The following is a 22,388-nucleotide window of genomic DNA, read 5'->3' on the forward strand; positions in this document are numbered from 1 at the left end:
CAAGAAGCTTTTTATGCTATAGGTCAGTATTCATCCCCCTGAAAAATTTGGAGCCAACATTGTGTTAGGCTCTTTTTTTATGGTATTTTGAGATGTAATTTAGATGGAATGGCACTTTATTTTCGACAATGTGATAGTACGGACCTAGACTCTCTGGTACAACTTTCCAAAATCACATTTTCAGATGCTTTTGAAAAGGACAATGATCCACATGACTTTCGTACTTATCTTCAAAAGGCATTTGGATCCAAACAATTGGCCAAAGAACTTTCCAATAAAAACACATTTTTTTATTTTGTATACGATGGCAAAGAATTGGTAGGATACTTTAAACTAAATGTAGAATCTGCCCAATCGGATGTACGAGACCCCAAAGCTCTCGAGATTGAACGTATTTATGTGCTCAATGAACATCAAGGCAAAAAGATTGGCTCACGGATGCTTGAACGAATTGCCGAAAAGGCCAAAGAAATGCACAAGCAATATATTTGGCTGGGTGTCTGGGAGCATAACCCAAAGGCCATACGTTTTTATCAGAACCATGGATTTGTAAAGTTCGGAGAACACCCATACCTTATAGGAACAGATGAACAAACCGATTGGTTGTTGCGATTAGAGATTCAATAAATCTCCCAGAAACAGAATATCCCCCTCTGCTTGTAACTTGTACGCAAAAGAATTCTCGAACGCAGCATGGATAAGCAACGAAATTGCATAAGCATTTAGTTTGGTTAAGCTATTGGTCCGGTAAACCACATCTCTAATGGTAGAAAAGCTAACATTGCTTTTAATGGCAATATTGGCAAAATCGTTTTTTGTGGTGTTTCGTCGAAGCACAATGGAAAGCCTTTCGTTAATAGGCTTTCCATAATCTTCATCTCTAAAAATTAGTTCGGTTTTTACAATGGGCCCAAGCCCTTTAATTGATCCCATACATAAGTCGTGTTAAATAATAATATGTTGGGGTCGAAACCTATTTTCTATATTTGGCTTGTAACCCAATTACAGAAAACTAGATAAATTGCTGCGTTGAGTGCGTATTGCGTAACAATATTACACAATATAGAAATAAATGTATATAATTAAGCAGTTACGAAGAAAAAATAATATTAGCCAATCACAATTGGGGAAAGAAATTGGTGTAAGTCTGCGTACTATTCAGCTCTACGAACGCAAAGATGCGAATATCCCGATAAAAAATTTAACAAAGATTGCCGAGTATTTTGGGCTTACCATTGCAGAACTCTACATGCACGAAGTCAACGATATGGGGGAGGCGTACACCAAACGACAGCCGTTTACCAAGCACGGCAGCGTTTTCTACCCATTGGAGCACGGTAAATATTTGGTAATGGCCCCTCTGGTATTGGTCGAGTGGCACAGAAAGTATATCGAAAGTCTTCAGAGCACTAGTTTGACCAATCCGTTCCAAGGCGGTTTTGTAATTGATTTTTTAACCGACGAACCCCATCGGATTTTTGAAATTTCCGGGGACTCCATGAACAATGGTACGTCCGATTCAATTCCGAACAAGGCATACGTGCTAGGCTTGGAAATAAAAAAAGAGTCGTTTACAAAAAGCCGTCCGACCTCTTGGAACCAATCATATGTATTGGTTTGTTCGGATAGAATTATCTGTAAACAGCTTACAGGGTTTAATAAGATGAATAAATCGCTCCAGTGTCATAATTTGAACAAATCGCCCGAATTTAAGGACTTTGAATTGCCTTTGGATGATGTGTTACAGGTATTCAAAATCGTTAAGAAGCAGTTTTGATACTTTTTAAATGGTCTAGGACTAGGTCAAGGCATTCATCCAAGTTTTTCTTAATCTCGCTATCCCAAAACCGGAACACGGTATATCCTTTTTCCTTCAGGGCATGGTTCACCTCTTGATCACGTTGTATGTTCCGTTCAATTTTGGGAATCCAGAAATCTCGGTTGGTCTTGATTTTTTGCTTACGTTCTTCCCAATTATAACCGTGCCAATATTCGCCATCAATAAATATAACGGTCTTATACTTTTTAAGGGCTATATCGGGCTTTCCTATAAGTTTTTTGCAGCCGATACGGTATCGGTAGCCCGCTTGCCACAGAGCTCTTCTAAAGGCTAGTTCTGGCTTTGTGTTCTTGCCCCGGATTTTGCCCATGATCTTGGAACGCTCAGGGGTGGTGTAAAAACCGGACTCCTCATTGAACCGAGGGACTTTTATGCGCTCTGTTGGGTATTCTTTGGGCATACTCTAAGATAACAAAAAACCCAAACTCCTATTGGAATTTGGGTCTCGAGTATTAAAAGGTATTGTGTTTATCCTTTTAACGAAGCGGATAAATACTCACGGTTCATGCGTGCAATGTTCGTCAAGGAAATACCTTTAGGACATTCCACTTCGCATGCTCCTGTGTTGGTGCAGTTACCAAAGCCTTCCAGATCCATCTGGCGAACCATGTTCTGTACACGCTCCACGGCTTCCACTCTACCTTGTGGCAACAATGCAAATTGCGAAACCTTTGCAGATGTGAACAACATGGCGCTCGCATTTTTACAAGCAGCAACACACGCTCCACAGCCAATACAGGTTGCAGCATCCATGGCTTCGTCCGCAGCATGTTTGTTAATAGGAATCGCATTGGCGTCTATGGTGTTTCCAGAAGTATTAACGGAAATATACCCACCAGCTTGTTGAATACGGTCAAAGGCACTACGATCTACGATCAAATCTTTGATCACGGGAAATGCCTTGGCACGAAACGGCTCAATAACAATGGTGTCACCATCGTTAAATTTACGCATGTGTAACTGGCAAGTGGTAATCAGTCTATCGGGACCATGGGGTTCGCCGTTAATTTGCAGGGAACATGTTCCACATATACCTTCCCTGCAATCGTGATCAAATTCAACAGGCTCCTCTCCTTTGGAGACCAGTTCTTCGTTCAAAATATCCAACATCTCCAAGAAAGACATATCACCTTCTACACCATCAAGGGTATAATCCACTATTTTTCCGGGGGTGGATGCGTCTTTTTGACGCCATATTTTTAGATATAATTTCATAGTTTCTTATTTGTAGGATCTTGTCTTCAGTTCAATATTCTCGTATACCAAATCCTCTTTGTGCAATTTGGCGTCTTTGGGCTCGCCCACGTATTCCCAGGCGGCCACATACTTAAAGTTCTCATCGTCTCGGAGAGCCTCACCCTCTGGGGTCTGGTACTCTTCGCGGAAGTGACCTCCACAAGACTCGTTTCGGTGCAAGGCATCCTTTGCGAAAAGTTCGCCCAATTCCAAGAAATCGGCAACCCGTCCAGCTTTTTCTAGCTCCTGGTTTTTGGAATCCATGGTTCCGGTAACCTTCACGTTTTCCCAGAAATCTTTTCTAAGGGCGGAAATCTCCTCGATAGCTTCTTTTAATTCTTTTTCATTACGGGCCATGCCACATTTGTTCCACATGATCTTGCCCAGCTTTTTATGATAGTAGTCCACGGAATGGATTCCAGAACCGCCCATCAATTTTTCCATTCGGTCTCGTACTTGTTGCTCTGCCTCTTCGAACTCCTTGGAATCTGTTGGAATAGCTCCCGTTCTAATGTCGTCGGACAAATAATCCCCGATGGTGTATGGCAGCACAAAGTAACCGTCGGCAAGACCTTGCATTAGGGCAGAGGCTCCCAAACGGTTGGCTCCGTGGTCACTAAAGTTGGCCTCACCGGCGCAATAACAACCGGGAATTGTGGTTTGTAAATTGTAATCCACCCAAAGGCCTCCCATGGTATAGTGTACCGCAGGATAGATCATCATTGGGGTCTTATATGGATTCTGGTCCACAATTTTTTCATACATCTGGAAAAGGTTTCCGTATTTGGCCTCAACGACCTCTTCGCCAAGTTTGGTGATCGTGGCCTTATCGGGATTCTTGATCCCAGAAGTCAGTGCCTTTTCTTTTCCATATCGTTCGATGGCCGCTGCAAAATCCAAGAATACGGCTTCACCGGTCTTATTTACACCGAAACCGGCATCGCAACGCTCTTTGGCGGCTCTGGATGCCACATCCCTTGGAACCAGATTACCAAAGGCAGGGTATCTTCTTTCCAAATAATAATCGCGATCTTCTTCGGCCAGTTCGGTAGGCTTTAGCCTTCCTTCGCGAATGGCGATGGCATCCTCCTTTTTCTTAGGTACCCAAATTCGACCGTCATTTCTAAGTGACTCCGACATCAAAGTCAATTTGGATTGATGATCGCCAGAAACAGGAATACAAGTCGGGTGGATCTGGGTAAAACATGGATTGGCAAAGAATGCTCCTTTACGGTGTGCTCTCCAAGCGGCCATTACGTTACTTCCCATGGCATTGGTAGAAAGGAAGAAAACATTTCCGTATCCCCCGGTTGCCAGAACAACGGCATGTGCACTGTGCCTTTCAATTTCGCCGGAAACCAAATCCCGGGCAATGATTCCTCTTGCTTTTCCGTCCACCAATACCAAGTCCATCATTTCGTGACGGTTGTAGGCTTGGATCTTACCACGGTTTATCTGGCGGTTCATTGCGGAATAAGCACCGAGCAATAATTGTTGTCCAGTTTGCCCTTTGGCGTAAAAGGTTCTGGATACCAATACTCCACCAAAAGAACGGTTGTCCAACATTCCGCCGTACTCACGGGCAAAAGGAACCCCTTGTGCCACACATTGGTCTATAATGTTGCCGGATACTTCTGCCAATCGATAAACGTTGGCTTCGCGGGAACGGTAGTCGCCACCTTTTATAGTGTCGTAAAAAAGACGATAATTGCTGTCACCATCTCCTTGATAATTTTTTGCCGCATTGATACCTCCTTGGGCAGCAATGGAGTGTGCCCTTCGGGGTGAATCTTGGTAGCAGAATGTTTTTACATTGTAACCCAACTCGGCCAAAGTTGCTGCTGCGGCACCACCGGCAAGTCCTGTTCCAACAACAATAACGTCGATGTTCCTTTTGTTGGCAGGGTTAACCAGGTTGATGTCGTTTTTATGCTTGGTCCATTTATCGGCCAATGGCCCGGATGGAATTTTAGAGTCCAATATGCCCATACTTAATGTGTTATTGGGTTAAGGTGGTGGTATATGGCGATAAATGCAAATGCCAGGGGTACCACTACCGCAAATATTTTAGCAAATTTTGTGAATCCAACGGTGTATTTGTTGTTTGCACCCATGGATTGGAAGGATGAAGCAAAGCCATGCCACAAGTGCAAGCTGAGCAGAACAAAGGAAATAACGTAAAGAATGGTCCTCCAGAAAGGAGCGAATTTCTCCACGGTTTCTCCATAGTAACGTGTTGGGTCCTCAGGGTTGGCCTCAATGTACTTGTAAGCCATTTCGTGTATCCAAAAGTCATAAAAGTGCAAGGCCAAAAAGGCAAGGATTACCAGGCCGGAGTAGATCATGTTCCTGGAAACCCATGGAGCATTGGCACTGCCCTTGTACTTTACATAACGAACATCCCTTGCTTTTTTGTTCTGGATTTCCAAAACAAAGCCCATCACAAAGTGCACAATCACACCAATGATCAAAATAGGTTGCATCAAAAATTGGACTATTGGGTTATAGCCCATAAAATGGGATGCTTCATTAAAAAATTCCGGGGAAAATACCGAGGCCAAGTTGATGGTCACGTGTAGAATCAAAAATATGACCAAAAAAAGACCCGATAGGGCCATCACATATTTTCTGGCCAACGAAGATTTAATCAAACTCATCAGAAGTTAGTTTTTACACAAATTTACGGCACGGATGAGTTTTTAACAAGCTTTCAACAACGCAAAACAGGTTATTTAGACTCATTTTAAGCTACTGGGATTTAACCCTTCAGGATTTGTTTTTCGGATTTTTAACCGATATTGGGATTGATTATCAAACCAATGTAAAACATGGACATTGCCCTGCTTTCCGTAAGCCTAAACGTGTATTCCACAGCGAGAATCGCGGAGGAGTTCGAAAAAGCGGGACACTATGTTGAGCATATTGATCACACTAAATGTTCCGTGCTTTTGAGCGGGGAAAGACCTCAGATTTTTTTCGAATCCGAGAACATTACGGATGAGTTCGATGCCGTTGTGCCGAGAATCGGCACTACGGTTACTAGGCATGGTGCAGCGATCGTAAAACAATTCGAATTGAACCATGTGTTCAGTACCGCAAAATCCCTTGGCATACTAAAAGCAAGAAACAAAGTGGCCACCCTCCAGTTGATGTCCAAAAAAGGAATTTCAATTCCCAAAACGGTATTTTCTATCAATCCCAACAATGTAGAAGATCAAATCGAATTGCTGGGCGGAGCTCCCGTAATTATAAAACTACAAGAGGGGACCCAAGGCAAGGGGGTTATTTTGGCAGAAAGCAAAAAGTCCGCAAAATCTGTGATCGATACTTTGTATAATATGAATACCAGTATTTTGTTGCAGGAATTTATACAGGAGGCAAACGGGGAAGATTTAAGAATAATCGTGGTGGGCAATAAAATTGTGGCCAGCATGAAAAGGACCAGTGGACTGGACGATTTTAGATCTAATGTGCACAGGGGAGCAGAGATACAAAAGGTGCAACTAACACCGCGAGAAAAGTATATGGCCTTGAATGCGACCAAACATTTGGGACTTGGGGTGGCGGGAGTTGATCTGATCAGATCCAAAAGTGGCCCCTTGTTGATCGAGGTCAATGCTTCGCCCGGGCTTAAGGGAATCGAATCTGCCACAGGTGTAAATGTGGCCAAGGCAATCGTTCGGTACGTGGAAAAAAATGGTAAGCGATAATGGCCGGTGCTTTTTTATGCAGATAGGTCGATTTCTTTACCCGAAACTTTGGACAGACTAAATTTAATGGCGTTTTCCAGATTTGAAAATTGACGGATTTTATGACGAAAGAACATTCGCTCCAACACTACACTGGCCAATCCACTTTTGTTATAGGCCACAATGGAGTAGTGCTCCAATCGATGCCGATGTTTGTAAAACTTTAACCAATCGGTGGGAACAACGGAGTAATCGTTGATTCGATTGCTGATATAGGCAATGGGCTTGTCCTTTCCTAAAACTTGGTAGGCAACTAGGATGATCTTTTCGGCAATATCCCAATTAAAAATTGCACCCTCTTTCATTTCGGAGATTACCAAACCGTCAAAAAAATAAAAAATGCCAAATTCGTATTCCCTGATCTCCCGGATGTTTTTAAAAAACTCCAACTCTTTAACACTCTGCATAAAAACTGTTCTTTTTTTGATGAATCCATGTCTTCATCAAAAATAGAGTCAAGCATAGGTTATCAATGGCGCTATTTTACCGATGCCCCTTGTTGGTTGGTGTATCGGTCATTTCAATTGACGGGAAAATCGACCCTTTTTTGCCAAAAAGAAGTATTCCTACAAACACCGTTAAAAACCCTTATTGTTTTTCCATATTCTCCAATTGAATGCCCAGCGCTTTTGTGGAAAGTTGAACTTCTAAAAGGGAGAGCACCAACGAAATCATTAAAAAGACCAAGCTTATGCCAAATATTACATTGGCCCAGACCTGCATTTCCACATAAATTAAAAACATGGTTATCGCTGACAATAAAAAACTGACTATCGCAGAGGCCTGCATATTCTTAATTATGCCCAAACGGGAGCGTAATTGGTTGATCTGTTGCTTAAGGGGTTGGGCGGAGGTTTCCTCGAATTGTTTGTGCAATTGCCGAATTAAAGCGGCAATGGCCAAATAACGGGCGTTGTATGCCAACATGGTCAACGAAATGGCAGGAAAAAGTAGAGCTGGAATACTTAGGTTGAGCTGCATAGTTTTAATTTGAAAGGTAAGGTAAGAATTTGTCATCGGTATGGCAATTACCTAAATTTGAGCAAATCAAAATATAGATATGAAATACGATCAAATAGACAGCAAACTTTTTGTAAAGAACCGTAAAAAGTTCACGGCATACATGAGGCCCAAAAGTATTGCAGTATTCAATTCTAACGATATTTACCCCATTGGCGCAGATAGCACCCTTCCTTTTGAGCAAGATCGGGATATTTTTTATCTGAGCGGTGCCGACCAAGAAGAGACCGTTCTGTTGCTTTTTCCGGACGCAATGGATTCCAAACACAGGGAGATTTTATTTGTTAGGGAGACCAATGATCATATTGCGGTGTGGGAAGGGGCAAAGCTGACCAAAGAAAAAGCGACCGAAGTGTCGGGAATAGAAACCATTTATTGGCTTTCGGATTTTGACAAGATATTCTTTGATCTGATGACCGAGGCCGATACCATTTATTTTAATACCAACGAACACTACAGGCAAGCGGTGGAAACCCAAACCCGGGAAGACCGTTTTATAGAAAAGGTAAAAAAAGAATATCCGGCGCACCAATGGGCGAAGAGCAACCCCATCTTACAAAAAATCCGCGGGGTCAAGGAACCCGAGGAAATAGCAATAATGCAAAGAGCTTGCGATATTACCGAAAAAGGGTTTAGACGAGTACTTGGCTTTGTAAGGCCGGGCGTTTGGGAACACGAGATCGAGGCAGAGTACCTGCACGAATTTATCCGAAATCGATCAAAAGGATTTGCCTACAGTCCTATTATAGCATCTGGTGGGAATGCCAACGTATTGCACTATATCGAGAATAACCAACAAACCAAGGCAGGTGATTTAATTTTGATGGATCTAGCCGCTGAGTACGCCAACTATTCCAGTGACATGACGCGGACCATACCGGTTAGTGGTAAGTTTACCGAAAGACAAAAAGAGGTATACCGTGCCGTTCTCCGAGTAAAGGATGAAGCTACAAAAATGTTGGTGCCCGGGACCATTTGGGCCGAATATCATAAAGAAGTTGGAAAGCTTATGACCTCGGAACTCTTGGGGCTAGGACTATTGGATAAAGCAGATGTGCAGAACGAAGATCCCGAATGGCCAGCGTATAAAAAATACTTTATGCACGGTACCAGTCACCACATAGGACTTAACACGCATGATTATGGAGAGTTGAAAACTCCGATGAAGGCCAATATGGTATTTACGGTAGAACCCGGCATCTACATTCCAGCGGAGGGTATGGGCATTCGTTTGGAGGATGATGTGGTTATACAAGAAAAAGGAGAACCGTTCAATTTAATGCGCAACATCCCAATAGAAATTGAAGAGATAGAAGAATTGATGAATAGTTAATGTGTCAATTTAAGCAAATATAAATAGCTGTGACGCCCCTTTTTTAAACACGATGTATATGAATCTATTCTGGTCGATTCAACAATCCAACATTGAACAAAAAATTAAGGAAGCTCCCGATAGCGCATACGAAATAGGTGTGGTGATCGGGAGTTACCTCCCTTTTGTGGTATTGGCGGGAATTGCTTATGCTATATACTATTACAACAAAAAGAACCGCGGTTCCGACTAACTGAGGCAATCCCATAACAAGACCTTTTCTTATAAACCTTAAACTACGGGTTTATATATGGTGCTGGACTTGCGACCTTTGTTGGATTCGCTTATCTTAGGTTTTCGCAATCTATCGTATAAAAAATGTCCAGAACAACTTATATTTTTTCATTGCTTTTTGCTTTCGCTTATACAGCGTACGCCAATCCAAATACAATGGTCGTCCAAAAAGCCTATAAGGTTACGCAGGTTCCTTCGGAACATGGCTCTTATGTGGTTTCCCCGGAAATACCTGCAGATGGAATAGTGCCTTCCGGTACGGAACTTACCGTAACGGCAACGGCAACGGCAGGATATAGTTTGGATGCGATTTATTATACCTTTAAGGGCGGGCCTTGGGGTACGTTGAGTGTAGAAAGCTTTGAGCCTACCATGAAGATAACCGTGGACAGGGATTTGGATTTGGGAGCAGTTTTTGTGAAAAACAGTTTGGTGGAAAACCTCAACGTTACCCATGATGTAGTCTATGCCCGACCGGGCAAAAAACCTTTAAAATATGATGTGTTTTCGCCTAAGGGGGCACATAAATTGCCTATGGTCATTATTGTACATGGAGGTGGATGGTCTGCCAACAACGAAGATATTATGAGGGGTTTGGCAAGGGAATTGGCAAAAGACGATCGATATGTTGTTTTTAGTATTGATTACCGCTGGATAAATAATTTGGATGGGGATACCGAGCCCAATTCAATGCACCAACTGATTGAAGATGTGTTCGGGGCAATTGTACATATACAGGAGCATGCTACCAAATATGGCGGGGACCCCGATCGCATTGCAGTAACGGGAGATAGTGCGGGAGGACATTTGTCGGCCTCAGCGGCAGTATTATGTTCGTTGATCGGGGATGGTGGTTTTGGCATTGCCGATGGTGTCTATCAGTTTGCTCCAACTTATATTCCCAAGGGAAAAAGTATGGAAGAAGTCCGTTCACGGATTATGGGAGCAATAAAAGTAGCGGCGCCGAGTTATGGCCTTTTTAGTGCCTCGGATTTTAAACCATTTATTCGCCAGGAGGATCAAGGATATTTAGATGCCATATCTCCGGTTGCCCATGTTCCGAGCAGTGCCCATAGGGCCATACCACATTTTATGGTCAGAGGGACCGAGGATGGCTTGGTCACCAAGAACGTAGTGCAACCATACGTACAAGAATTAAAGGAGCAAGGGCAGACGGTTCAGAACATAGAGGTTAAAGGAGCCGGACACGCTTTTTTTGATTGGAAACCGGATGCACAGACCAGGAAAACTTTCGAGAGATACGGTGTCCCTTACGCTGCAAAAATGAAATCCTTTTTTGATTCTGTTTTTTATAAATGATGCAAAAAAGAAAAAATCATTGGGAAACCGTTTATCGGACAAAAAATCCGGATGAGGTCAGCTGGACCCAAGATATCCCAAAAACATCACTCGAATTGATACAGGCAATTAACTTGGACAAGAGCGCCAAAATAATTGATGTAGGCGGAGGAGATGGTAAGTTGGTCGATTTTTTGCTGAACGAAGGATTTGAAAATATAACGGTTCTTGATATTTCGGGCAAAGCCATTGAAAGAGCTCAATCGAGGTTGGGAGACAAAGCTCGAAAAGTAACATGGGTCGAGTGTGATATCACTGATTTTCACCCCGAAGAAAGGTATGATGTTTGGCACGATAGGGCGGCATTTCATTTTTTGACAGAGGAAGATCAGATTCAGGCTTACGTGAATTTGGCAGAAAAATCTGTTTTGGACTATTTGATTCTAGGCACGTTCTCCGAGAACGGGCCCAAAAAATGCAGTGGCTTGGATATTAAGCAATATAATGAAGTTCAAATGGCAGAAACGTTTCAAAACTTCACAAAAATCAGTTGCCGAACACTTGACCATATCACACCTTTCGGCACCAAACAGAATTTTACTTTTTGTAGCTTTAAACGAATGGGTGGCTAATACTTTACGCTTGTTTTTTTCCGTGAACCAAGTTGGAAATTAAAAAAGCCACCAAACTGGGCAGAACCCAACCTAATTGATAATCGTTAAAAGGTATCCAAGTGGTATAATGGGATATATGATCGCCCAGTCCAACACTTCCCAAAAAATCGGGAATACTGAACAGAACAGTTACACTCACCACTCTTTTGAACACTTTGGAAGAGCTCCATTGTTCCGGAATCACGTTCAATAGAATCAATACAATAGTGATGGGATAAATAAACATAAGTGCAGGAACCGCTACGGCAATAATATGGCCTACATTAAATTGCCCCACCATTACCCCTAGAAAACAACTTATAAGTGCAGTGACCCGATATGCTAAAATGGAATTTTTGAACCTACCTTTTATAAAATCTGCCGTACCCGTTACAATGCCCACGGCTGTAGTAAAACAGGCAAAGCTTACCAATACACTTAGGAAAAAGTTGGCTTTTTGACCTAGAGTTTCGGTGCTAATGCCTCGTAAAAGTGCGGTTCTGGAAATTTCGTCATCAAAAGACCCTCCAAACAATGCGCCGGTTAAAATTAGTCCTCCATAAACCAAAAGCAACCCAATGCCCGCCCAAAGTCCCGCTTTTGCAATAAGAGTTTTCTTTTCTTGGAACGAGGCTGTTTTTTCCTTTATGTTAACGGAAATGATGATTACGGCCCCAACGACCACCGCTCCAATGGCATCAAAGGTTTGATAGCCCTCCAAAATCCCGGAACTAAAAGGGCGTTCCATCTCGGAAGTTACAAAGTCAAAATCCAGGGAAAAAATCGTTGTGGCAATTATCGCGATCAGTATAATAAGAATGCCCGGGGTCAATAATTTACCCAAAAGGTCCATTATTTTGGAGCGATTTATGGCAAAAATAAATACCAAAATAAAATAGATCAAACTGGTCAGTAGCGATGACGAGTCCAAAAATGGTTGAATGGCCATTTCGTGGGTCACCGAAGCTGTTCTTGGTGAAGGCAGAGAAATGGCGATGCCATAAATTATGTAGCAGTATATGGCACTGAACATGGGCGACACCTTTTTGGCAAAATCGAACAAGGTTCCCTGGAGTTTGGCATGTGCCATTATTCCTAAAATAGGGATGAGAACACCCGAAATACAGAAACCTAGGGTGACTAGCCACCATAAATTCCCTGATTTGTATCCTAAAAGCGGTGGCAAAACCAAATTTCCTGCACCAAAATAGTGGGAAAACAGAGCAAATGCAGTTACAGTTAACGTTTTTTTATTCTGGCGGTGTTGATAATTTGTTTTCAATATAGTATCTTTCAAAAGCGTTTTTTGGCGGAAAAAGATGTCTTTTAGTCGATTTTTTGGTATTTCATCGAAAAAAATGTTTTAGCAGTGTATTGATAAAATAAAAAGTTATCAACATCCGTTCCTGTAAAAAGAGTAACCTCTAAATTATATTCATATAACAAAAAATTACAAGTAACCAATTTAAGCATTTTTCGAAGCCCCATTTCGTCAACCATTGCTTTTCTTCAAACAAACCAGCTTATGAAAACATCTACTATCCAGCATGGCAAAAAATTATCTTCTTTCTTTTGTAGTTTGTTCGGGCACCATTATGTGGTTTCCAAAAAAGTAACAGAGCACATTAAAGAGTACAAATGTGTTCATTGCCAAAAACAGGTTACAACGGATGTCAGCGGAAAACTATCTGCATTGACTCCTCAAATGCAAGAAATCAACAGTACATTGGAAGATATGTACAGAAAACGAAAAAGTAGGGTGGTGCACCAAGTGGCATAACCCTTTTTCTTTTTAAAAAAGGCCCAAATCTTATCCCGGAAACTTAAGTAATTACCTACTGCTACTGGTTACGTGCCCCAATACCATGTTGTAGGGAAATCTTGATTTTCGGGATTTTTTTATTTCTCAAAAGAATTCCAGCCCTGTGCCGTAATCGGAATTTTGGTTTCTGCTCTAGTGATCAAATGTATCCCTTCATTCTTTTCCGTCATGTGACCTATTACGGTTAAATTTGGGTTTCCTTTAATTTTTGGAAAATCAGCTTGATCAATGGTGAACAGCAATTCATAATCCTCCCCGCCACTCAGGGCAATCATGGTGCTATCCATTTTAAATTCTTCCGAAGCAGAAATAACCGTGGGGTCCAAAGGAATTTTATCCTCAAAAACATTGCATCCCAAATCACTGTGCTTGCACAAATGAAGAACCTCTGAAGATAGTCCATCGCTAATATCTATCATGGAAGTAGGTTTTACTTCCAATTTCGTGAGGAGTTCCACAATGTCCTTGCGGGCTTCAGGCTTTAGTTGTCGCTCCACGATGTAAGAGTAGGGTTCAAGATCTGGTTGGCTGTTCGGGTTTACCTTGAACACTTCCTTTTCCCTTTCAAGTACTTGTAGTCCTAGGTAGGCGCCACCAAGGTCTCCGGTCACTACCAATAAATCGTTTGGTTTGCCCCCTTTGCGGTAAACAATGTCATTTTCATTGGCAATGCCAATTGCGGTAACGCTTATTATCATTCCGCGTGTAGAAGATGTAGTATCGCCACCGACCAGATCAACATTGTACAATTTACAAGCAAGCGCAACCCCGGCATAAAACTCTTCCAGGGCTTCGAGGGGAAACCTGTTGGAAATGGCCAACGAAACCGTAACTTGTGTTGCCATGGCGTTCATGGCGTAGATATCGGATAGGTTTACCATCACAGATTTATAACCTAAATGTTTAAGGGGTACATAACTCAAATCAAAGTGAACTCCTTCCACCAACATATCGGTGGAAACCACTGTTTTTTTGCCATTGTAATCCATAACGGCGGCATCGTCCCCAACACCCTTAATGGTTGAAGATTGGGATAGTTCGAAATTTTTGGTAAGGTGTTCGATCAGGCCAAATTCACCCAATTTCTCCAGTGCAGTACGTTCTTGATTCTTGTCTTCTAGCATTTTGCAAAAATAATGAGGATAATCTAATAATTTGGTGTTGTTGGCGACATAATATTTTTTGGTCCAATTTGAGCAAAACATGTTGCTTAGTGCCTATAAGTTCAAGGTTGCTGGGCCATATGGCTCCATCGGTACTGTTTTCTATAAAGAACACCTATGGAATCATTCGTTATAATAATGTTAGCTGCTATGGTAAAACACTACTTATACAGTATATTTGTAAGCTATTTAGATTAAATTCAAGTAAGATGATTAAGGTTTCAGAATCAGCAAGGCATAAAGTGGTGTCGCTCATGACCGAAGAAGGTTTCAATGCGACCACAGATTATGTACGTGTTGGTGTAAAGAGCGGAGGATGCAGCGGATTGTCTTATGAGTTAAAGTTCGACAAGTCGGCTGCTGATACAGATAAGGTTTTTGAGGATAATAACGTAAGGATTATCGTGGATAAAAAAAGCTTTTTGTATCTCGTGGGCACCACATTGGAATATTCCGGAGGTTTAAACGGAAAGGGCTTTGTTTTCAATAATCCAAATGCCCAACGAACCTGTGGATGTGGAGAGAGTTTTTCACTATAAAATGAGTTAAAAGAGCTAAACATTAAAAAAGTAAAAGTATAGATGTACAGCTCTTTTGAAGACTTGGAAGTTTACAAAACAACAATAAAGTTTACTGGCCAAGTTTATGATTTATTGAAGAGAAGTCCTTTAAAAGAAGATTTTGCAATGGTTGACCAAGTACGAAGAGCTACCATTTCAATTTCAAACAACATTTCGGAAGGATTTGAAAGGGAAACGGATAAAGAGTTGATAAGGTTCCTTTATTTCTCCAAAGGTTCGGCCGGAGAAATCAGAAATCTTTTTAACTTAATGGAAGAGGTAGGATATTTTAAAGCTGAAGAATTGGTCGATTACAAAAAGCAGGTAATCAACATTTCAAAACAGCTTGCTAATTATATCAAGTACGTTAAAAAGCGAAGCAATCTTTGACTTTTTGACTTTTAACTGAGAGAATATATGGCTTATACAGAGGAAGAATTAAAAAAAGAACTGGAGACCAAGGAATACGAGTACGGTTTCTACACGGATATTGAATCGGACACCCTGCCCAAAGGGTTGAGCGAGGATATTGTAATAGCTATTTCCAAAAAGAAGGAGGAGCCCGAGTGGATGACGGAGTGGCGACTGGAAGCTTTTCGTGCATGGAAGGAAATGGAGGAGCCAGAATGGGCCAATGTGACCTACGAAAAACCCGATTTTCAAGATATCTCCTACTATTCGGCCCCTAACAAAAAACCCAAGTACAATAGCCTGGATGAGGTAGATCCAGAATTGTTGGAGACTTTTAAAAAGTTGGGAATATCCGTGGACGAACAGAAAAAGTTGGCCGGGGTAGCGGTGGATATTGTGATGGATTCCGTTTCTGTGGCCACAACCTTCAAAAAAACCCTGGCGGAAAAAGGAATAATTTTTTGTTCCATTTCAGAAGCTATCCAGGAACATCCTGAATTGGTGAAGAAATACTTGGGAACTGTAGTGCCCAAAAAAGATAATTTTTATGCAGCGTTGAACTCCGCCGTATTCTCCGATGGGTCATTCTGTTATATCCCAAAAGGAGTAAGATGTCCCATGGAGCTTTCCACTTATTTCCGTATCAACCAAGCGGGAACAGGACAGTTCGAAAGAACCTTGGTGGTGGCGGATGAAGGCAGCTATGTAAGCTATTTGGAAGGCTGTACCGCACCTTCCCGCGACGAGAACCAACTGCACGCTGCGGTTGTAGAGCTTATCGCCTTGGACGATGCCGAGATCAAATATTCTACCGTACAAAATTGGTACCCGGGCAATAGTGAAGGTAAAGGAGGGGTGTTCAATTTTGTGACCAAGCGAGGGATCTGTGAAAAAAATGCCAAGATTTCCTGGACACAAGTGGAAACAGGATCGGCCGTAACTTGGAAATACCCATCATGTGTATTAAAAGGAGACAACTCAATAGGTGAGTTCTATTCCATTGCCGTGACCAATAATTTTCAGCAAGCGGACACCGGGACCAAAATGATACACTTGGGAAAAAACACCAAGAGTACAATAATTTCCAAAGGAATATCCGCTGGACAATCACAAAATAGTTACCGAGGCCTGGTTCAAGTAAACAGCAGGGCCGAAAACGCCAGAAACTTTTCGCAATGTGATTCCCTGTTGATGGGCAACCGTTGTGGAGCGCACACATTCCCCTACATCGAGGCCAAAAACAAATCGGCACAGATAGAGCACGAGGCTACCACCAGTAAAATTGGAGAGGACCAAATTTTCTATTGTAACCAAAGGGGGATCGATACCGAAAAGGCCATTGCCTTGATCGTGAACGGATTTAGTAAGGAAGTGTTGAACAAACTTCCAATGGAATTTGCAGTAGAAGCACAAAAACTATTGGAAATTAGTTTGGAAGGATCAGTAGGATAGCTTCGGTTGAGCTCAGCTACCCAATTCGATTTGTGGTAGAGTTAAGTCGAAATCACAATTAATAAGATAGGATACAATTATAGAAGATGCTAGAAATCAAAAATTTACACGCAAGCGTAGACGATAAAGAAATCCTTAAGGGAATCGACCTAAAGGTGAACGCAGGAGAGGTGCACGCCATTATGGGCCCCAATGGTTCAGGTAAAAGTACTTTGGCCGAAGTAATTGCAGGCCAGGAAGAATTTGAAGTGGGAGAAGGAAACATTCTCTTGGAAGGAGAGGATTTGGAAGAACTTTCACCAGAAGAAAGAGCTCACAAAGGAGTGTTCTTGTCCTTTCAATACCCAGTTGAGATTCCTGGAGTGTCGGTGACCAACTTTATGAAGACCGCAATAAACGAATCCAGAAAAGCACAAGGATTGGAAGACATGCCGGCAAATGAAATGCTCAAAAAGATTCGTGAGAAGTCCGAAATGTTGGAAATTGACAGAAAATTTCTTTCACGCTCTTTGAACGAAGGCTTTTCTGGTGGTGAAAAGAAACGGAACGAGATTTTTCAAATGGCAATGATGGAACCCAAATTGGCTATTCTTGATGAGACCGATTCCGGATTGGATATCGATGCACTCCGTATCGTGGCCAATGGCGTAAACAAATTGCGCAGCAAGGACAATGCCATTATTGTGATAACGCACTACCAAAGATTGTTGGATTACATTGTGCCGGATTTTGTACATGTATTGTACAATGGTAAAATCGTAAAATCCGGGACCAAGGAACTAGCTTTGGAACTGGAAGAAAAAGGGTACGATTGGTTGAAAGAAGATGCTGTAGTTTAGGAGTTTCAAGTTTAATGTTGTCCCGATCTAATGGCTACCGTAAAAAAGTTTGAAGATTTAGAGATTTGGCAGGAAGCCAGAAAGCTATCCAAGGACATCATCCGTATTGCAAAAGAAACCGATTTGAAGAATCATTTTAGACTAAGAGATCAGATAAAGGCATCTTCGGGTTCTGTAATGGACAATATTGCCGAGGGCTTTGAAAGGGATGGTAACTTGGAATTCAGACAATTTCTTTCAATTGCAAAAGGATCTGCGGGAGAATCAAGATCACAATTGTACCGGGTTTTTGATAACAATTATATCACCATTGATGAATTGCAAAAGCTGACTTCTGAGTATGAAGTCCTTAGCCGGAAAATTGCAAACTTCATCAACTATTTAAATAAAAAGGATTTTAAAGGAGTAAAGTTTAAGGAGAATCAGCGAGGAACCTAAAACTTGAAACCCTTAACCTGAAACATTAAAAAAATGGATTTAAAGGAAAAATTAGTCTCCTCATTTTTGGCTTTTGAAGATGGTATGGATTTAGACCATCCCGTACACGAAGAAAGGTCCAGGGCCATAAAAAATTTTGAGAGCAAAGGGTTTCCGTCCAAAAAAGACGAAGCCTGGAAATATACATCCCTTAAAAGTTTGGAAAAGATAGATTTCAGCATCTTTCCAAAACACGAGACCTCGTTGGAGTACAAGGATGTCAAAAAATATTTCCTACACGAGATAGACACATACAAAATTGTATTTGTAGATGGAGTCTACAGTTCTTACCTATCTGAAACCACACACGATGGAGTAGATGTATGTTTGATGAGCTCGGCCTTTAGCAAGCCCATGTTCCAGCAAGTGATCGAAGTATATTTCAACAAAGCGGCATCAAAAGATGAAACGCTGACCTCGTTGAACACAGCTTTCAGTAAAGAAGGAGCCTATATCTACATCCCAAAGAACAAAATGCCCAAAAAACCCATCCAGATACTGCATTTGGCAACGGGTAACGAAGCGGCCCTGATGTTGCAGCCGCGTAACTTGATCGTGGCAGAAGACAACGCTGAGGTCCAGATTATAGAGCGCCACCAGAGTTTGACGGGGAACGAAGTTTTTACCAACTCCGTGACCGAGATTTTTGCGGGCAAGGACGCTATTGTTGACTACTACAAGGTACAGAACGATGCATCTACAGCCTCCTTGGTGGACAACACCTATATTTCACAAAAGGATAGCAGCGTAGTGCGCGTACACACTTTTTCTTTGGGCGGTAAACTTATCCGTAACAACCTGAACTTTTATCAGAACGGGGAACGTATCGACTCTACCTTGAAAGGCGTAACCATTTTGGGAGATAAGCAGCATGTGGACCACCACACCTTGGTGCACCACGCACAACCTAATTGTGAGAGCCATCAGGATTATAAAGGCATTTTTGGCGATAGTTCCACCGGGGTCTTCAATGGTAAGATCATTGTGGACAAGATTGCACAGAAAACGGATGCCTTTCAGCAGAACAACAATATATTGTTGAGCGATAAGTCTACTATCAATTCGAAGCCCCAATTGGAGATTTTTGCGGACGATGTAAAATGTTCGCACGGATGTACCATTGGTCAGTTGGATGATGAGGCCCTTTTTTACCTAAGATCAAGGGGAATACCAAAGAAAGAGGCCAAGGCTTTAATGATGTACGCTTTTGCAAACAACGTATTGGAAAGCGTTCGCATTCCCGAGCTTAAGGCACGTATCAATAAGATCATCGCCGATAAATTGGGTGTACGAATGGGATTTGACCTCTAAAAAAAGGATTTTCACCGTTACATTACCATGATAGAGACCACTTTGGACATACAGACCATTAGAAAGGATTTTCCCATCCTCCAAAGAGAGGTCAATGGTAAGCCTTTGGTATACTTGGACAATGCAGCTACCTCGCAGACGCCACAGCAGGTGATTGACACCATTGTCGATTATTATCAAAACTATAATGCCAATATCCATCGTGGGGTGCATACCTTGTCGCAAGAAGCCACTGACGCCTACGAGGCTGCCCGTCACAAAATCCAGAAGCATTTCAATATTGCAAAAGCACACGAGATAATTTTTACTTCGGGAACCACGCAAAGCATCAATTTGGTGGCAACCGGGTTCACTTCCTTTTTAAAAGAAGGAGATGAGATTTTAGTGTCTGCCATGGAGCACCATTCCAATATTGTTCCCTGGCAAATGCTGTGTGAACGCACGGGAGCACTTCTTAAAGTGATTCCAATGAATCTGAATGGGGAATTGGTCATGGAGGAATACCATAACCTATTGTCCGATAAGACAAAGTTGGTCTTCTGCAACCACGTGTCCAATGCATTGGGAACCGTTAACCCAATTGAAAAAATTATTGATGCCGCACACAAGGTAGGGGCAGCAGTCTTGATAGATGGAGCACAGGCAGCCCCACATATTAAAGCTGATCTGCAAGCTTTGGATGTGGATTTTTATACCGTTTCCGCACACAAAATGTGCGGACCAACGGGTGTTGGAATGCTATATGGAAAAGAGGCATGGCTCAAGAAATTGCCTCCTTACCAAGGCGGAGGCGAAATGATCGCGGAGGTGACCTTTGAAAAGACCACCTATGCCGACCTGCCCCATAAATTTGAAGCCGGAACACCCAACATTTGCGGTGGAATCGCTTTTGGAGCAGCTTTGGACTATATGAATAGTATTGGTTTTGATGCCATTGCCCAATATGAAGATGAATTGTTGCAATATGCTACGGAGCAATTGCTCACGATCGAAGGCCTCAAGATTTACGGAACTGCAGTACATAAAACTTCGGTGATATCCTTTAATATTGAGGGAATCCATCCCTACGATATCGGTACCATTGTGGACAAACTGGGGATAGCCGTTAGAACCGGTCACCATTGTGCACAGCCCATCATGGATTTTTACCAAATTCCGGGAACTGTACGGGCCAGTTTTAGCTTTTACAACACCAAGGAAGAAGTGGATAAGCTGGTAGAAGGTATAAAACGAGCCAAAAACATGTTGCTTTAGGCAAAGCGTTATCTTTATCTTAAACACTTGAATCGCAGCATAGCGAGTTGTATTTTTGAACAAAACCATTGCATGACCATAAAAGAGATACAGGAAGAGATAATAGACGAGTTTTCCATGTTCGACGACTGGATGCAGCGCTACGAATACATGATCGAGCTCGGTAAATCACTTCCGTTAATAGAAGAAAAATATAAAACCGACGACAACATCATAAAAGGTTGTCAGAGCAAAGTGTGGGTACACGCCGAACTGGATGGAGACAAGTTGGTTTTTACAGCAGATAGCGATGCCATTATCACCAAAGGCATTATTGCCATTTTGATCAGGGCGTTCAGCAACCAAAAACCACAGGACATTATTGATGCCGATACCGAGTTCATTGATGAAATTGGACTAAAAGAACATTTGTCCCCCACCCGCGCCAACGGATTGGTAAGTATGATCAAGCAATTGAAACTGTATGCAGTTGCCTATCAAACACAGTTAAAATAACACAGAATGAGTGAAGAATCTACCATGGATACACAAGAATTGGGCGAAAAAATCGTAAAGGTGCTCAAGACCATTTATGATCCGGAAATCCCTGTGGATATTTACGAGTTGGGACTGATTTACGATGTATTTGTGAACGAAGAATACGAAGTTAAGATCTTGATGACCCTGACATCCCCTAACTGTCCCGTGGCGGAAACTTTGCCCGTGGAGGTAGAAGAAAAGGTAAAGTCCATTGACGTTTTGAAGGATGTGGAAGTGGAGATCACTTTTGACCCACCATGGACCCAGGAACTGATGAGCGAAGAAGCCAAATTGGAACTCGGGCTCCTGTAAAATACACAGCCAAACCCAAATGCAGATGACCACAAGACAAATTGATAGGATTATTGAGATGGCTTGGGAGGATAGAACCCCTTTCGAAGCCATAGAATACCAATTTGACCTCAAGGAAAACGATGTAAGGGAAATAATGCGCAGCAACCTTAAACGTTCGTCTTTTGAGTTGTGGAGAAAGCGGGTAAAAGGAAGAAAGACCAAGCACCAGAAAACATCTCCTGCCAATCGGTTTCGTTCACAGAATCAAAAGCTCTAATGCAGCATTTTTTGTTTTCTTAGAAATGTCCACTGGTCGGTATATAGGTCTAACTACTGAAATCTAACATCTGATGTCTGAAGAAATTGTAAATAGAGTAGCCCAAAGCAAGTTGATCACTTTCAACTTGGAGGATTATTATCCAAAGGGAGAGCGAAAGGTGTTGGATATTAAGGATTGGCTGTACGAAGGCTTTATTTTACGTGAAAAGGAGTTCCGTGCACACGTTGATGAACATGATTGGACAGCCTATCAAGATGCCTATGTGGCGCTTCAATGTTCCTCGGATGCCATAGTGCCCGGTTGGGCCTTTATGCTGATTGCCTCCAAACTACAGCCCTATGCCAAAAAGGTGATTCATGGAAGTTTGGAATACTTGGAAACCGCTTTATATCAAAACATATTGGAGCAATTGGACGTTTCTGAGTTTACCGACAAACCCGTGATTATAAAAGGATGTTCCAATAAACCCGTCCCAGAAAACGCCTACCTTATGGCCGTGACCAAAATTCAGGAAGTGGCCAAAAGTGTAATGTACGGCGAAGCCTGTAGCTCGGTGCCCTTGTTTAAAAGAAAGAAATAGATTTCAATTGGCAGTAGTCCAGC

The 22,388-nt window shown here is 42.1% G+C and carries 28 protein-coding genes; 19 read left to right on the plus strand and 9 right to left on the minus strand.

Features of this window, described 5'->3' with window-relative positions; translation table 11 throughout:
* Positions 1 to 108 precede the first annotated feature (108 nt).
* Complete coding sequence (locus tag ABTP35_RS07190) at positions 109 to 627, plus strand: GNAT family N-acetyltransferase (RefSeq protein ID WP_293297836.1); 519 nt, start codon at positions 109 to 111, stop codon at positions 625 to 627.
* On the opposite strand, the gene ABTP35_RS07195 is transcribed toward ABTP35_RS07190, so the two are convergent.
* On the minus strand, positions 613 to 933 hold the full coding sequence (locus ABTP35_RS07195; RefSeq protein ID WP_252081067.1) for a hypothetical protein: 321 nt from the start codon (positions 931 to 933) through the stop codon (positions 613 to 615). The genes ABTP35_RS07190 and ABTP35_RS07195 overlap by 15 nt on opposite strands.
* A gap of 139 nt (positions 934 to 1,072) precedes the next feature.
* On the opposite strand from ABTP35_RS07195, the gene ABTP35_RS07200 reads away from it, so the two are divergent.
* Entirely contained in the window at positions 1,073 to 1,777 is a 705-nt protein-coding gene (locus tag ABTP35_RS07200; RefSeq protein WP_293297833.1) for a helix-turn-helix transcriptional regulator, read from the plus strand.
* Here ABTP35_RS07200 and ABTP35_RS07205 read toward each other — a convergent pair.
* The 4 genes from ABTP35_RS07205 to ABTP35_RS07220 form a co-directional block, all read right to left on the minus strand.
* Positions 1,761 to 2,240 carry a very short patch repair endonuclease gene (locus ABTP35_RS07205; protein WP_293297831.1) on the minus strand — a complete coding sequence of 160 codons (480 nt, stop codon included), beginning with the start codon at positions 2,238 to 2,240 and terminating at the stop codon, positions 1,761 to 1,763. The genes ABTP35_RS07200 and ABTP35_RS07205 overlap by 17 nt on opposite strands.
* Positions 2,241 to 2,308: 68 nt before the next feature.
* Positions 2,309 to 3,055 (minus strand): succinate dehydrogenase/fumarate reductase iron-sulfur subunit, encoded by a 747-nt coding sequence (locus ABTP35_RS07210; RefSeq protein WP_224835892.1) that lies wholly within the window; start codon positions 3,053 to 3,055, stop codon positions 2,309 to 2,311.
* Between the two features lie 6 nt (positions 3,056 to 3,061).
* A complete protein-coding gene (locus ABTP35_RS07215) occupies positions 3,062 to 5,065 on the minus strand; it encodes a fumarate reductase/succinate dehydrogenase flavoprotein subunit (protein WP_252081070.1) in 2,004 nt (667 codons plus the stop codon).
* 2 nt (positions 5,066 to 5,067) lie between these two features.
* Entirely contained in the window at positions 5,068 to 5,736 is a 669-nt protein-coding gene (locus tag ABTP35_RS07220) for a succinate dehydrogenase cytochrome b subunit (protein ID WP_293299127.1), read from the minus strand.
* A gap of 168 nt (positions 5,737 to 5,904) precedes the next feature.
* Between ABTP35_RS07220 and ABTP35_RS07225 the strand changes: the two genes are divergently transcribed.
* Positions 5,905 to 6,786 (plus strand): RimK family alpha-L-glutamate ligase, encoded by an 882-nt coding sequence (locus ABTP35_RS07225; RefSeq protein WP_224835890.1) that lies wholly within the window; start codon positions 5,905 to 5,907, stop codon positions 6,784 to 6,786.
* Positions 6,787 to 6,800: 14 nt separating this feature from the next.
* On the opposite strand, the gene ABTP35_RS07230 is transcribed toward ABTP35_RS07225, so the two are convergent.
* On the minus strand, positions 6,801 to 7,232 hold the full coding sequence (locus ABTP35_RS07230; protein WP_224835889.1) for a hypothetical protein: 432 nt from the start codon (positions 7,230 to 7,232) through the stop codon (positions 6,801 to 6,803).
* Between the two features lie 181 nt (positions 7,233 to 7,413).
* Positions 7,414 to 7,806 (minus strand): DUF2721 domain-containing protein, encoded by a 393-nt coding sequence (locus ABTP35_RS07235; RefSeq protein ID WP_293297826.1) that lies wholly within the window; start codon positions 7,804 to 7,806, stop codon positions 7,414 to 7,416.
* A 79-nt stretch (positions 7,807 to 7,885) separates the two neighbouring features.
* On the opposite strand from ABTP35_RS07235, the gene ABTP35_RS07240 reads away from it, so the two are divergent.
* The 4 genes from ABTP35_RS07240 (at position 7,886) to ABTP35_RS07255 (ending at position 11,382) form a co-directional block, all read left to right on the plus strand.
* The gene (locus ABTP35_RS07240; protein ID WP_293297823.1) at positions 7,886 to 9,178 is read left to right on the plus strand and encodes an aminopeptidase P family protein; all 1,293 of its coding nucleotides are present in this window, start codon (positions 7,886 to 7,888) and stop codon (positions 9,176 to 9,178) included.
* A 58-nt stretch (positions 9,179 to 9,236) separates the two neighbouring features.
* Positions 9,237 to 9,410: a hypothetical protein gene (locus tag ABTP35_RS07245; protein WP_224835886.1), complete on the plus strand. Its 174-nt coding sequence runs from the start codon at positions 9,237 to 9,239 to the stop codon at positions 9,408 to 9,410.
* A gap of 125 nt (positions 9,411 to 9,535) precedes the next feature.
* Positions 9,536 to 10,771 carry an alpha/beta hydrolase gene (locus ABTP35_RS07250; protein ID WP_293297820.1) on the plus strand — a complete coding sequence of 412 codons (1,236 nt, stop codon included), beginning with the start codon at positions 9,536 to 9,538 and terminating at the stop codon, positions 10,769 to 10,771.
* Positions 10,768 to 11,382 (plus strand): class I SAM-dependent methyltransferase, encoded by a 615-nt coding sequence (locus ABTP35_RS07255; protein WP_375334506.1) that lies wholly within the window; start codon positions 10,768 to 10,770, stop codon positions 11,380 to 11,382. The genes ABTP35_RS07250 and ABTP35_RS07255 overlap by 4 nt, the downstream gene beginning before the upstream one ends.
* Positions 11,383 to 11,386: 4 nt before the next feature.
* Here the strand turns inward: ABTP35_RS07255 and brnQ are convergent, their stop codons facing one another.
* Positions 11,387 to 12,685, minus strand: a complete 1,299-nt coding sequence (gene brnQ / locus ABTP35_RS07260) for a branched-chain amino acid transport system II carrier protein (RefSeq protein ID WP_293299121.1) — start codon at positions 12,683 to 12,685, stop codon at positions 11,387 to 11,389.
* A 243-nt stretch (positions 12,686 to 12,928) separates the two neighbouring features.
* Here brnQ and ABTP35_RS07265 point away from each other — a divergent pair, with 243 nt between their 5' ends.
* Positions 12,929 to 13,183, plus strand: coding sequence for a hypothetical protein (locus tag ABTP35_RS07265; RefSeq protein WP_224835883.1), 255 nt, complete (start codon positions 12,929 to 12,931; stop codon positions 13,181 to 13,183).
* A 119-nt stretch (positions 13,184 to 13,302) separates the two neighbouring features.
* Here ABTP35_RS07265 and thiL read toward each other — a convergent pair whose 3' ends face one another.
* Positions 13,303 to 14,349, minus strand: coding sequence for a thiamine-phosphate kinase (gene thiL, locus ABTP35_RS07270; protein WP_252081073.1), 1,047 nt, complete (start codon positions 14,347 to 14,349; stop codon positions 13,303 to 13,305).
* 248 nt (positions 14,350 to 14,597) lie between these two features.
* Between thiL and ABTP35_RS07275 the strand changes: the two genes are divergently transcribed.
* The 11 genes from ABTP35_RS07275 (at position 14,598) to ABTP35_RS07325 (ending at position 22,365) form a co-directional block, all read left to right on the plus strand.
* Positions 14,598 to 14,927, plus strand: coding sequence for an iron-sulfur cluster assembly accessory protein (locus ABTP35_RS07275; RefSeq protein ID WP_224835881.1), 330 nt, complete (start codon positions 14,598 to 14,600; stop codon positions 14,925 to 14,927).
* A gap of 42 nt (positions 14,928 to 14,969) precedes the next feature.
* A complete protein-coding gene (locus tag ABTP35_RS07280) occupies positions 14,970 to 15,338 on the plus strand; it encodes a four helix bundle protein (protein WP_252081074.1) in 369 nt (122 codons plus the stop codon).
* Positions 15,339 to 15,365: 27 nt separating this feature from the next.
* On the plus strand, positions 15,366 to 16,811 hold the full coding sequence (sufB, locus tag ABTP35_RS07285) for a Fe-S cluster assembly protein SufB (protein WP_293297811.1): 1,446 nt from the start codon (positions 15,366 to 15,368) through the stop codon (positions 16,809 to 16,811).
* Between the two features lie 86 nt (positions 16,812 to 16,897).
* Complete coding sequence (gene sufC, locus ABTP35_RS07290; protein WP_293297808.1) at positions 16,898 to 17,650, plus strand: Fe-S cluster assembly ATPase SufC; 753 nt, start codon at positions 16,898 to 16,900, stop codon at positions 17,648 to 17,650.
* Between the two features lie 30 nt (positions 17,651 to 17,680).
* Complete coding sequence (locus tag ABTP35_RS07295) at positions 17,681 to 18,088, plus strand: four helix bundle protein (RefSeq protein ID WP_293297805.1); 408 nt, start codon at positions 17,681 to 17,683, stop codon at positions 18,086 to 18,088.
* Positions 18,089 to 18,121: 33 nt separating this feature from the next.
* On the plus strand, positions 18,122 to 19,438 hold the full coding sequence (sufD, locus tag ABTP35_RS07300) for a Fe-S cluster assembly protein SufD (RefSeq protein WP_224835878.1): 1,317 nt from the start codon (positions 18,122 to 18,124) through the stop codon (positions 19,436 to 19,438).
* Between the two features lie 27 nt (positions 19,439 to 19,465).
* On the plus strand, positions 19,466 to 20,692 hold the full coding sequence (locus ABTP35_RS07305) for a cysteine desulfurase (RefSeq protein ID WP_293297799.1): 1,227 nt from the start codon (positions 19,466 to 19,468) through the stop codon (positions 20,690 to 20,692).
* A 72-nt stretch (positions 20,693 to 20,764) separates the two neighbouring features.
* Positions 20,765 to 21,187 carry a SufE family protein gene (locus tag ABTP35_RS07310; RefSeq protein WP_224835877.1) on the plus strand — a complete coding sequence of 141 codons (423 nt, stop codon included), beginning with the start codon at positions 20,765 to 20,767 and terminating at the stop codon, positions 21,185 to 21,187.
* A gap of 6 nt (positions 21,188 to 21,193) precedes the next feature.
* A complete protein-coding gene (locus ABTP35_RS07315) occupies positions 21,194 to 21,523 on the plus strand; it encodes an iron-sulfur cluster assembly protein (RefSeq protein WP_293297794.1) in 330 nt (109 codons plus the stop codon).
* A 19-nt stretch (positions 21,524 to 21,542) separates the two neighbouring features.
* Positions 21,543 to 21,782, plus strand: coding sequence for a TIGR03643 family protein (locus tag ABTP35_RS07320; protein ID WP_224835876.1), 240 nt, complete (start codon positions 21,543 to 21,545; stop codon positions 21,780 to 21,782).
* A gap of 73 nt (positions 21,783 to 21,855) precedes the next feature.
* Positions 21,856 to 22,365 carry a DUF2480 family protein gene (locus tag ABTP35_RS07325; RefSeq protein ID WP_293297791.1) on the plus strand — a complete coding sequence of 170 codons (510 nt, stop codon included), beginning with the start codon at positions 21,856 to 21,858 and terminating at the stop codon, positions 22,363 to 22,365.
* Positions 22,366 to 22,388 lie beyond the last annotated feature (23 nt).

The organism is Flagellimonas alginilytica (genome assembly GCF_042134605.1).
Classification (GTDB): Bacteria; Bacteroidota; Bacteroidia; order Flavobacteriales; family Flavobacteriaceae; genus Flagellimonas; species Flagellimonas alginolytica.

What these genes read in the sequence shown, in the direction of transcription:
- ABTP35_RS07190 (WP_293297836.1), top strand. Translation starts at nt 109, where the DNA reads ATGGCACTTTATTTTCGACAATGTGATAGTACGGACCTAGACTCTCTG.
- ABTP35_RS07195 (WP_252081067.1), bottom strand. Translation starts at nt 933, where the DNA reads ATGGGATCAATTAAAGGGCTTGGGCCCATTGTAAAAACCGAACTAATT.
- ABTP35_RS07200 (WP_293297833.1), top strand. Translation starts at nt 1,073, where the DNA reads ATGTATATAATTAAGCAGTTACGAAGAAAAAATAATATTAGCCAATCA.
- ABTP35_RS07205 (WP_293297831.1), bottom strand. Translation starts at nt 2,240, where the DNA reads ATGCCCAAAGAATACCCAACAGAGCGCATAAAAGTCCCTCGGTTCAAT.
- ABTP35_RS07210 (WP_224835892.1), bottom strand. Translation starts at nt 3,055, where the DNA reads ATGAAATTATATCTAAAAATATGGCGTCAAAAAGACGCATCCACCCCC.
- ABTP35_RS07215 (WP_252081070.1), bottom strand. Translation starts at nt 5,065, where the DNA reads ATGGGCATATTGGACTCTAAAATTCCATCCGGGCCATTGGCCGATAAA.
- ABTP35_RS07225 (WP_224835890.1), top strand. Translation starts at nt 5,905, where the DNA reads ATGGACATTGCCCTGCTTTCCGTAAGCCTAAACGTGTATTCCACAGCG.
- ABTP35_RS07230 (WP_224835889.1), bottom strand. Translation starts at nt 7,232, where the DNA reads ATGCAGAGTGTTAAAGAGTTGGAGTTTTTTAAAAACATCCGGGAGATC.
- ABTP35_RS07235 (WP_293297826.1), bottom strand. Translation starts at nt 7,806, where the DNA reads ATGCAGCTCAACCTAAGTATTCCAGCTCTACTTTTTCCTGCCATTTCG.
- ABTP35_RS07240 (WP_293297823.1), top strand. Translation starts at nt 7,886, where the DNA reads ATGAAATACGATCAAATAGACAGCAAACTTTTTGTAAAGAACCGTAAA.
- ABTP35_RS07245 (WP_224835886.1), top strand. Translation starts at nt 9,237, where the DNA reads ATGAATCTATTCTGGTCGATTCAACAATCCAACATTGAACAAAAAATT.
- ABTP35_RS07250 (WP_293297820.1), top strand. Translation starts at nt 9,536, where the DNA reads ATGTCCAGAACAACTTATATTTTTTCATTGCTTTTTGCTTTCGCTTAT.
- ABTP35_RS07255 (WP_375334506.1), top strand. Translation starts at nt 10,768, where the DNA reads ATGATGCAAAAAAGAAAAAATCATTGGGAAACCGTTTATCGGACAAAA.
- ABTP35_RS07265 (WP_224835883.1), top strand. Translation starts at nt 12,929, where the DNA reads ATGAAAACATCTACTATCCAGCATGGCAAAAAATTATCTTCTTTCTTT.
- thiL (WP_252081073.1), bottom strand. Translation starts at nt 14,349, where the DNA reads ATGCTAGAAGACAAGAATCAAGAACGTACTGCACTGGAGAAATTGGGT.
- ABTP35_RS07275 (WP_224835881.1), top strand. Translation starts at nt 14,598, where the DNA reads ATGATTAAGGTTTCAGAATCAGCAAGGCATAAAGTGGTGTCGCTCATG.
- ABTP35_RS07280 (WP_252081074.1), top strand. Translation starts at nt 14,970, where the DNA reads ATGTACAGCTCTTTTGAAGACTTGGAAGTTTACAAAACAACAATAAAG.
- sufB (WP_293297811.1), top strand. Translation starts at nt 15,366, where the DNA reads ATGGCTTATACAGAGGAAGAATTAAAAAAAGAACTGGAGACCAAGGAA.
- sufC (WP_293297808.1), top strand. Translation starts at nt 16,898, where the DNA reads ATGCTAGAAATCAAAAATTTACACGCAAGCGTAGACGATAAAGAAATC.
- ABTP35_RS07295 (WP_293297805.1), top strand. Translation starts at nt 17,681, where the DNA reads ATGGCTACCGTAAAAAAGTTTGAAGATTTAGAGATTTGGCAGGAAGCC.
- sufD (WP_224835878.1), top strand. Translation starts at nt 18,122, where the DNA reads ATGGATTTAAAGGAAAAATTAGTCTCCTCATTTTTGGCTTTTGAAGAT.
- ABTP35_RS07305 (WP_293297799.1), top strand. Translation starts at nt 19,466, where the DNA reads ATGATAGAGACCACTTTGGACATACAGACCATTAGAAAGGATTTTCCC.
- ABTP35_RS07310 (WP_224835877.1), top strand. Translation starts at nt 20,765, where the DNA reads ATGACCATAAAAGAGATACAGGAAGAGATAATAGACGAGTTTTCCATG.
- ABTP35_RS07315 (WP_293297794.1), top strand. Translation starts at nt 21,194, where the DNA reads ATGAGTGAAGAATCTACCATGGATACACAAGAATTGGGCGAAAAAATC.
- ABTP35_RS07320 (WP_224835876.1), top strand. Translation starts at nt 21,543, where the DNA reads ATGCAGATGACCACAAGACAAATTGATAGGATTATTGAGATGGCTTGG.
- ABTP35_RS07325 (WP_293297791.1), top strand. Translation starts at nt 21,856, where the DNA reads ATGTCTGAAGAAATTGTAAATAGAGTAGCCCAAAGCAAGTTGATCACT.